General features: G+C 61.2%; 11 protein-coding genes. All 11 read right to left on the bottom strand.

Features of this window, described 5'->3' with window-relative positions; all coding sequences use genetic code 11:
• Positions 1-168: 168 nt before the first annotated feature.
• Complete coding sequence (gene rplP / locus BKY27_RS19265) at positions 169-582, bottom strand: 50S ribosomal protein L16 (RefSeq protein ID WP_071676082.1); 414 nt, start codon at positions 580-582, stop codon at positions 169-171.
• Between the two features lie 12 nt (positions 583-594).
• The gene (rpsC, locus tag BKY27_RS19260; protein WP_071676081.1) at positions 595-1,317 is read right to left on the bottom strand and encodes a 30S ribosomal protein S3; all 723 of its coding nucleotides are present in this window, start codon (positions 1,315-1,317) and stop codon (positions 595-597) included.
• Positions 1,317-1,697 (bottom strand): 50S ribosomal protein L22, encoded by a 381-nt coding sequence (rplV, locus tag BKY27_RS19255; protein ID WP_071676080.1) that lies wholly within the window; start codon positions 1,695-1,697, stop codon positions 1,317-1,319. Before rplV ends, rpsC begins: the two co-directional genes overlap by 1 nt.
• Positions 1,698-1,700: 3 nt before the next feature.
• Complete coding sequence (gene rpsS, locus BKY27_RS19250; RefSeq protein WP_071676079.1) at positions 1,701-1,979, bottom strand: 30S ribosomal protein S19; 279 nt, start codon at positions 1,977-1,979, stop codon at positions 1,701-1,703.
• Positions 1,980-1,982: 3 nt separating this feature from the next.
• Entirely contained in the window at positions 1,983-2,825 is an 843-nt protein-coding gene (gene rplB, locus BKY27_RS19245; protein WP_071676078.1) for a 50S ribosomal protein L2, read from the bottom strand.
• A 220-nt stretch (positions 2,826-3,045) separates the two neighbouring features.
• Complete coding sequence (locus BKY27_RS19240; protein ID WP_071676077.1) at positions 3,046-3,537, bottom strand: AAA family ATPase; 492 nt, start codon at positions 3,535-3,537, stop codon at positions 3,046-3,048.
• A gap of 106 nt (positions 3,538-3,643) precedes the next feature.
• Positions 3,644-3,940 (bottom strand): 50S ribosomal protein L23, encoded by a 297-nt coding sequence (locus tag BKY27_RS19235; protein WP_071676076.1) that lies wholly within the window; start codon positions 3,938-3,940, stop codon positions 3,644-3,646.
• Positions 3,937-4,557, bottom strand: a complete 621-nt coding sequence (rplD, locus tag BKY27_RS19230; protein WP_071676075.1) for a 50S ribosomal protein L4 — start codon at positions 4,555-4,557, stop codon at positions 3,937-3,939. The genes BKY27_RS19235 and rplD overlap by 4 nt, the downstream gene beginning before the upstream one ends.
• The gene (gene rplC / locus BKY27_RS19225) at positions 4,554-5,276 is read right to left on the bottom strand and encodes a 50S ribosomal protein L3 (protein WP_071676074.1); all 723 of its coding nucleotides are present in this window, start codon (positions 5,274-5,276) and stop codon (positions 4,554-4,556) included. The genes rplD and rplC overlap by 4 nt, the downstream gene beginning before the upstream one ends.
• A 13-nt stretch (positions 5,277-5,289) precedes the next feature.
• On the bottom strand, positions 5,290-5,598 hold the full coding sequence (gene rpsJ, locus BKY27_RS19220) for a 30S ribosomal protein S10 (RefSeq protein WP_035248435.1): 309 nt from the start codon (positions 5,596-5,598) through the stop codon (positions 5,290-5,292).
• A gap of 161 nt (positions 5,599-5,759) precedes the next feature.
• The coding region (locus BKY27_RS19215) for an EF-Tu C-terminal domain-related protein (RefSeq protein ID WP_089964097.1) at positions 5,760-5,840 on the bottom strand (81 nt) is incomplete at its 5' end.

The following is a 5,840-nucleotide window of genomic DNA, read 5'->3' as shown; positions in this document are numbered from 1 at the left end:
CGGGCACAAACAAACCGATATCAACCTGCTGCTGCCCTGGAATTACGGCAATCACGTGTGAACGGCGCACCGCTTACGGTGAGCCGCGACATGGGGCACAAGGAAAAACCCCCGCCGATCGCTCGACGGGGGTTTGTCATGTCGTAGGGTGGGGTTTCACCCCACCACTCACCAATCTTCGCGGACCACGGTGCGGGTCTTGACCGGCAGCTTCATCGCGGCAAGGCGCAGGGCCTCACGTGCGACGTCTTCGGACACACCGTCGATCTCGAACATGATCCGACCGGGCTTCACTTTGCAGGCCCAGTAGTCAACGGACCCTTTACCCTTACCCATACGAACTTCGACGGGCTTGGAGGTCACCGGCAGATCGGGGAAAATCCGGATCCAGACACGACCCTGACGCTTCATATGACGCGTCATGGCCCGACGGGCGGCTTCGATCTGGCGGGCGGTGACCCGCTCGGGTTGCAGCGCTTTCAGGCCGAAAGTGCCAAAGTTCAGGTCAGACCCGCCCTTTGCGTCACCGTGAATACGGCCCTTGTGCTGTTTGCGGAATTTCGTGCGCTTCGGTTGCAGCATCTATCTCACTCCTTACCGGTCGCGGCGGGGACGACCACCGCCCTGAGGACGCGGTCCGCCACCTTCCTGGGCTTCGGCATGACGACGGTCATGAGCAGACGGATCATGCTCCATGATGTCACCTTTGAAGATCCAGGTCTTGATGCCGATGATGCCATAGGGCGTGGACGCTTCCGCGTGCGCATAGTCGATGTCGGCGCGCAGGGTGTGAAGCGGCACGCGGCCCTCACGGTACCATTCGGTCCGCGCGATTTCCGCGCCACCCAGACGGCCGGCCACGTTCACACGGATGCCGAGGGCCCCCATGCGCATCGCGTTCTGCACGGCGCGCTTCATGGCACGACGGAAGGACACACGGCGTTCCAGCTGCTGTGCGATGGACTCTGCCACCAGGGCGGCGTCCAGCTCGGGCTTGCGAACCTCGACGATGTTGAGGTGCAGTTCCGATGCCGTCATCGACGACAGCTTCTTGCGCAGGGTTTCGATATCGGCGCCTTTTTTGCCGATGATCACGCCCGGACGTGCGGTGTGAACGGTCACGCGGCACTTCTTGTGCGGACGCTCGATGATCACTTTCGACACACCGGCCTGCTTGCACTCTTCCTGAATGAACTCACGGATCTTGATGTCCTCCAACAGGAGGTTCCCGTAGTCCTTGGTATCGGCATACCAGCGGCTGTCCCAGGTGCGGTTCACCTGCAGGCGCATGCCGATCGGATTAACCTTATGACCCATTAGGCTTGCTCCTCAACTTGACGCACCGTGATGGTGAGTTCCGCAAACGGCTTCAAGATACGGCCAAAACGACCACGGCCACGCGGACGACCGCGCTTCATGACCATGTTCTTGCCGACATAGGCCTCGGCGACCACCAGCTCATCGACGTCGAGATTGTGGTTGTTCTCGGCATTGGCGATGGCGGACTGAAGGCATTTCTTCACGTCCACGGCGATCCGCTTTTTCGAGAAGGTCAGATCGGCCAGAGCCTTGTCGACCGATTTACCACGGATCATTTGTGCGACGAGGTTCAGCTTTTGCGGGCTGGTGCGCAGCATCCGCAGCTTGGCCATTGCCTCGTTGTCCGCCACGCGGCGGGGATTCTTATCCTTGCCCATGGCTTACTTCCTCTTCGCTTTCTTGTCGGCCGCGTGACCATAGTAGGTCCGCGTCGGCGAATATTCACCGAATTTCTGGCCGATCATGTCCTCGGAGACGTTCACCGGGATATGCTTCTGGCCATTGTAGACGCCGAAGGTGAGGCCCACGAACTGGGGCAGAATGGTAGAACGACGCGACCAGATCTTGATGACCTCGTTGCGGCCCGACTCGCGGGCTTTTTCGGCCTTCTTGAGGACATAAGAGTCGACAAAAGGACCTTTCCAGACGGAACGCGACATGGATTAGCGTCCTTTCTTCTTGGCGTGACGCGAGCGGATGATCAGCTTCTGCGACGCCTTGTTCTTGTTGCGGGTACGAGCGCCCTTGGTCGGCTTGCCCCAAGGCGTAACCGGGTGACGGCCGCCCGAGGTCCGGCCTTCACCACCACCGTGGGGGTGGTCGACCGGGTTCATGACCACACCACGCACGGACGGGCGAATGCCCTTGTGGCGGTTGCGGCCTGCTTTACCAAGGTTCTGGTTCGAGTTGTCGGGGTTCGAAACCGCGCCAACCGTGGCCATGCATTCCTGACGAACGAGGCGAAGCTCGCCCGAGGACAGGCGGATCTGGGCGTAGCCACCGTCACGACCGACGAACTGGGCGTAGGTGCCAGCCGCGCGGGCGATTTGGCCGCCTTTGCCGGGCTTCAGTTCGATGTTGTGAACGATCGTCCCGATCGGCATGCCGGCGAAGGGCATGGCGTTGCCCGGCTTGATGTCGACCTTGGACGCTGCAACCACCCGGTCACCGATGCCAAGGCGCTGCGGGGCCAGAATGTAGGCCTGCTCGCCATCTTCATAGCGGATGAGCGCGATGAAGGCGGTGCGGTTGGGGTCATATTCGATCCGCTCGACCGTCGCGGGGACGTCGAACTTGTTCCGCTTGAAATCGACGATACGATAGAGGCGCTTTGCCCCACCGCCGCGGCGGCGCATCGTGATCCGTCCGGTGTTGTTCCGGCCGCCCGATTTCGTCAGACCCTCGGTGAGGGATTTGACAGGGCGTCCTTTCCACAGCTCCGAACGGTCGATCAGAACCAGCCCACGCTGGCCCGGCGTCGTCGGCTTATACGACTTGAGTGCCATGTTTACTGTCTTCCGTTTTGCTTGTGCGGGTTCAGCGGCACGAGGCTGCGAAACCCTGATGTTATAGGCCCCCGTAGGTGCCCGTAGAATTGTTCCTGCGAACAAAGGCGAAGCCCCGGACGAATCCGGGGCCTTGCCGATGGGGTCTGTTAGGGGATGGGCGGGGGGAGGTCAAGCGGTTGTGGAGCCTGCGTCTGTAGGCAGGGCAGTTTTGCCCACCCTATGCAGTGTGCACCACCATACGAAACCCCTCCCGCGCGCTCGGAGGCACGAAGTGGCTGGTGATCTTTTCGAACTGCTCATCCGTCACCTCGAACGGATGCGCCCCTTCCGCGTTACGTGCCTTTAGCCGGGCCCTGCAGACCTCGTCCGGCACATCGAGATGGTGCAGCGTATGCGGCGCGTCGGTGCTGTCGGCCAGCTGCTTCATCCAGTGGCGCTGCTCGACCGTGTTGGCAGGGAAGTCCAGCACCACGCTCATCCCTGCCGCCAGCAGATCGCGCACCAACGGCCCCACGACCTTTTTCAATCGGTTGGAATAGCGCACATAGTCGGGGATCGTCAGCAGCTCATCCGGATAGAGAAGTGGCAGCCACTCGTCCTCTGACAGCACCACCGCGCGATGCTCCGCCGCCAGCGCCTTCGATAGGGTCGACTTCCCCGCAGCGATCTTGCCGCAGAGGAAATGCAGCTCGGCCTGCCCGTTCACCATGATCAAATTCCCTTCGCTTATTCAGTCCAAACCATAAGGGGCACCCCTGAAACAAGAAAACCCCCGGCTTTCGCCGAGGGTTCCCTCAATCATAGTGACCAGAAGATCAGAGACCGGTCGATACGTCGATCGTGTTGCCCTCTTCGAGGGTCACATAGGCCTTCTTCACGTCCTTCCGCTTGCCCAACTGGCCGCGGAAGCGCTTGGTCTTGCCCTTGGTGATGGTCGTGTTCACGGCCTTCACCTTGACGCCGAAGAGGTTTTCCACCGCTTCCTTGATCTGGGGCTTGTTCGCATCAATCGCCACTTCAAAGACAACCGCGCCGTTCTCAGACGCCATGGTCGACTTTTCGGTGATGATCGGCTTGCGGATCACATCGTAATGCTCGTGCTTCGCGCTCATTTCAGTCGAGCCTCCAGTGCTTCGACACCCGCTTTCGTGATCACCAGAATGTCACGCTTGAGGATGTCATAAACGTTGGCGCCCATGGTCGGCAGAACATCGAGACCCTCGATGTTGCGCGCGGCCTTGGCGAAGTTCTCGTCCACGGACGCGCCGTCGATGATCAGGGCACGCTTCCAGCCGAGCTCGCGCACCTGCTTGGCCAGAGCCGAGGTCTTCGGCGTGTCCAGAGCGGCGGTGTCGATCACGACCAGTTCACCCGCTGCCGCCTTGGCAGACAGCGCGTGACGCAGGCCAAGTTTGCGGAATTTCTTCGGCAGGTCGTGGCCGTGGCTGCGCGGGGTCGGACCCTTGTAGATACCACCCTTGCGGAAGATCGGCGCGTTGCGGTCACCATGGCGTGCGCCACCGGTACCCTTCTGGCGGTAGATCTTCTTGGTCGAGTAGCTGGTTTCCGACCGGGTCTTCACCTTGTGGGTGCCGGCCTGGGCGTTGTTGCGCTGCCAGCGAACGACGCGGTGCAGGATGTCGGCGCGCGGTTCCAGCCCGAAGAGATCTTCGGACAGTTCCACGGAACCGGCAGTGCCACCGTCGAGCTTGATCACATCAGCTTTCATTCTTCCGCTCCTTCAGCAGGAGCCTCGACCGGTGCTTCCGTAGCAGCCGATTTCACGGCGGCGGGGAACGGAACACCCTCGGGCAGTTTCTTCTTCACGGCGTCCTTGATGGTGACCCAGCCACCCTTCGACCCCGGCACGGCGCCCTTGACCATGATCAGACCACGGTCTGCGTCGGTCCGGACGACTTCCAGGTTCTGGGTGGTCACGCGGGCAGCGCCCATGTGGCCGGCCATCTTCTTGCCTTTGAACACGCGGCCCGGGTCTTGACACTGACCGGTCGAACCGTGCGAACGGTGGCTGATCGACACACCGTGCGAGGCGCGCAGGCCGCCGAAGTTGTGCCGCTTCATCGCACCGGCAAAACCTTTACCGATCGAGGTGCCCGACACGTCGACTTTCTGACCTTCGATGAAGTGCTCGGCCGACAGTTCGGCGCCCACTTCGATCAGATTGTCTTCGGACACGCGGAACTCGGCCAGCTTGCGCTTGGGAGCCACGCCGGCGCCGGCGTAGTAGCCACGCAGGGCCTTCGAGACGCGTTTGACCTTCGGGGTGCCCGCGCCGAGCTGAACAGCCGAATAGCCGTCCTTCTCGGAGGTGCGCTGAGCCACAACCTGAAGGTTATCGAGTTGAAGAACGGTCACAGGAATCTGTTTGCCGTCTTCCATGAACAGGCGGGTCATCCCCACCTTTTTCGCGATCAATCCAGAGCGCATGATGGTGCCCTCCTTAAACCGAGATCTGAACGTCGACGCCAGCAGCGAGGTCGAGCTTCATCAGCGCGTCCACGGTCTGCGGGGTCGGGTCGACGATGTCGAGCAGACGCTTGTGGGTACGGATTTCCCACTGGTCGCGCGATTTCTTGTCGACATGGGGGCCACGGAGAACCGTGAACTTCTCGATCTTGTTCGGCAGCGGGATCGGTCCGCGCACCTGCGCACCGGTCCGCTTGGCGGTGTTGACGATCTCCTGCGTGCTGGCATCCAGCACACGATAATCAAACGCCTTCAGCCGAATACGGATATTTTGGCTTTGCATTCTTATCGCCCTTTCAGGCTTTGGAGTTGATAGGACGACCGGCGGCTCATTCCCCCGGCCCTCTTCGAACCCGAAGGGCGGGATATGCTCCCGCCCATAGGTCAGTTCGTTTTGTCGAACCGGGGCCGCTTAAACGACCCCGGACAAGACATCAAGCCAAATCAGGCGAGGATCTTGGACACGACGCCGGAGCCGACGGTGCGGCCGCCTTCGCGGATGGCGAAGCGCAGGCCGTCTTCCAT

The sequence above is a fragment of the Nioella nitratireducens genome (assembly GCF_001879715.1).
GTDB classification, from domain to species: Bacteria; Pseudomonadota; Alphaproteobacteria; order Rhodobacterales; family Rhodobacteraceae; genus Nioella; species Nioella nitratireducens.
This window is presented reverse-complemented; position numbering and strand designations above follow the sequence as displayed.

Bases quoted from the DNA above. Each gene is read 5' to 3' on its own strand.
- rplP (WP_071676082.1), bottom strand. From the start codon at position 582: ATGCTGCAACCGAAGCGCACGAAATTCCGCAAACAGCACAAGGGCCGT.
- rpsC (WP_071676081.1), bottom strand. From the start codon at position 1,317: ATGGGTCATAAGGTTAATCCGATCGGCATGCGCCTGCAGGTGAACCGC.
- rplV (WP_071676080.1), bottom strand. From the start codon at position 1,697: ATGGGCAAGGATAAGAATCCCCGCCGCGTGGCGGACAACGAGGCAATG.
- rpsS (WP_071676079.1), bottom strand. From the start codon at position 1,979: ATGTCGCGTTCCGTCTGGAAAGGTCCTTTTGTCGACTCTTATGTCCTC.
- rplB (WP_071676078.1), bottom strand. From the start codon at position 2,825: ATGGCACTCAAGTCGTATAAGCCGACGACGCCGGGCCAGCGTGGGCTG.
- BKY27_RS19240 (WP_071676077.1), bottom strand. From the start codon at position 3,537: ATGGTGAACGGGCAGGCCGAGCTGCATTTCCTCTGCGGCAAGATCGCT.
- BKY27_RS19235 (WP_071676076.1), bottom strand. From the start codon at position 3,940: ATGAGCGCGAAGCACGAGCATTACGATGTGATCCGCAAGCCGATCATC.
- rplD (WP_071676075.1), bottom strand. From the start codon at position 4,557: ATGAAAGCTGATGTGATCAAGCTCGACGGTGGCACTGCCGGTTCCGTG.
- rplC (WP_071676074.1), bottom strand. From the start codon at position 5,276: ATGCGCTCTGGATTGATCGCGAAAAAGGTGGGGATGACCCGCCTGTTC.
- rpsJ (WP_035248435.1), bottom strand. From the start codon at position 5,598: ATGCAAAGCCAAAATATCCGTATTCGGCTGAAGGCGTTTGATTATCGT.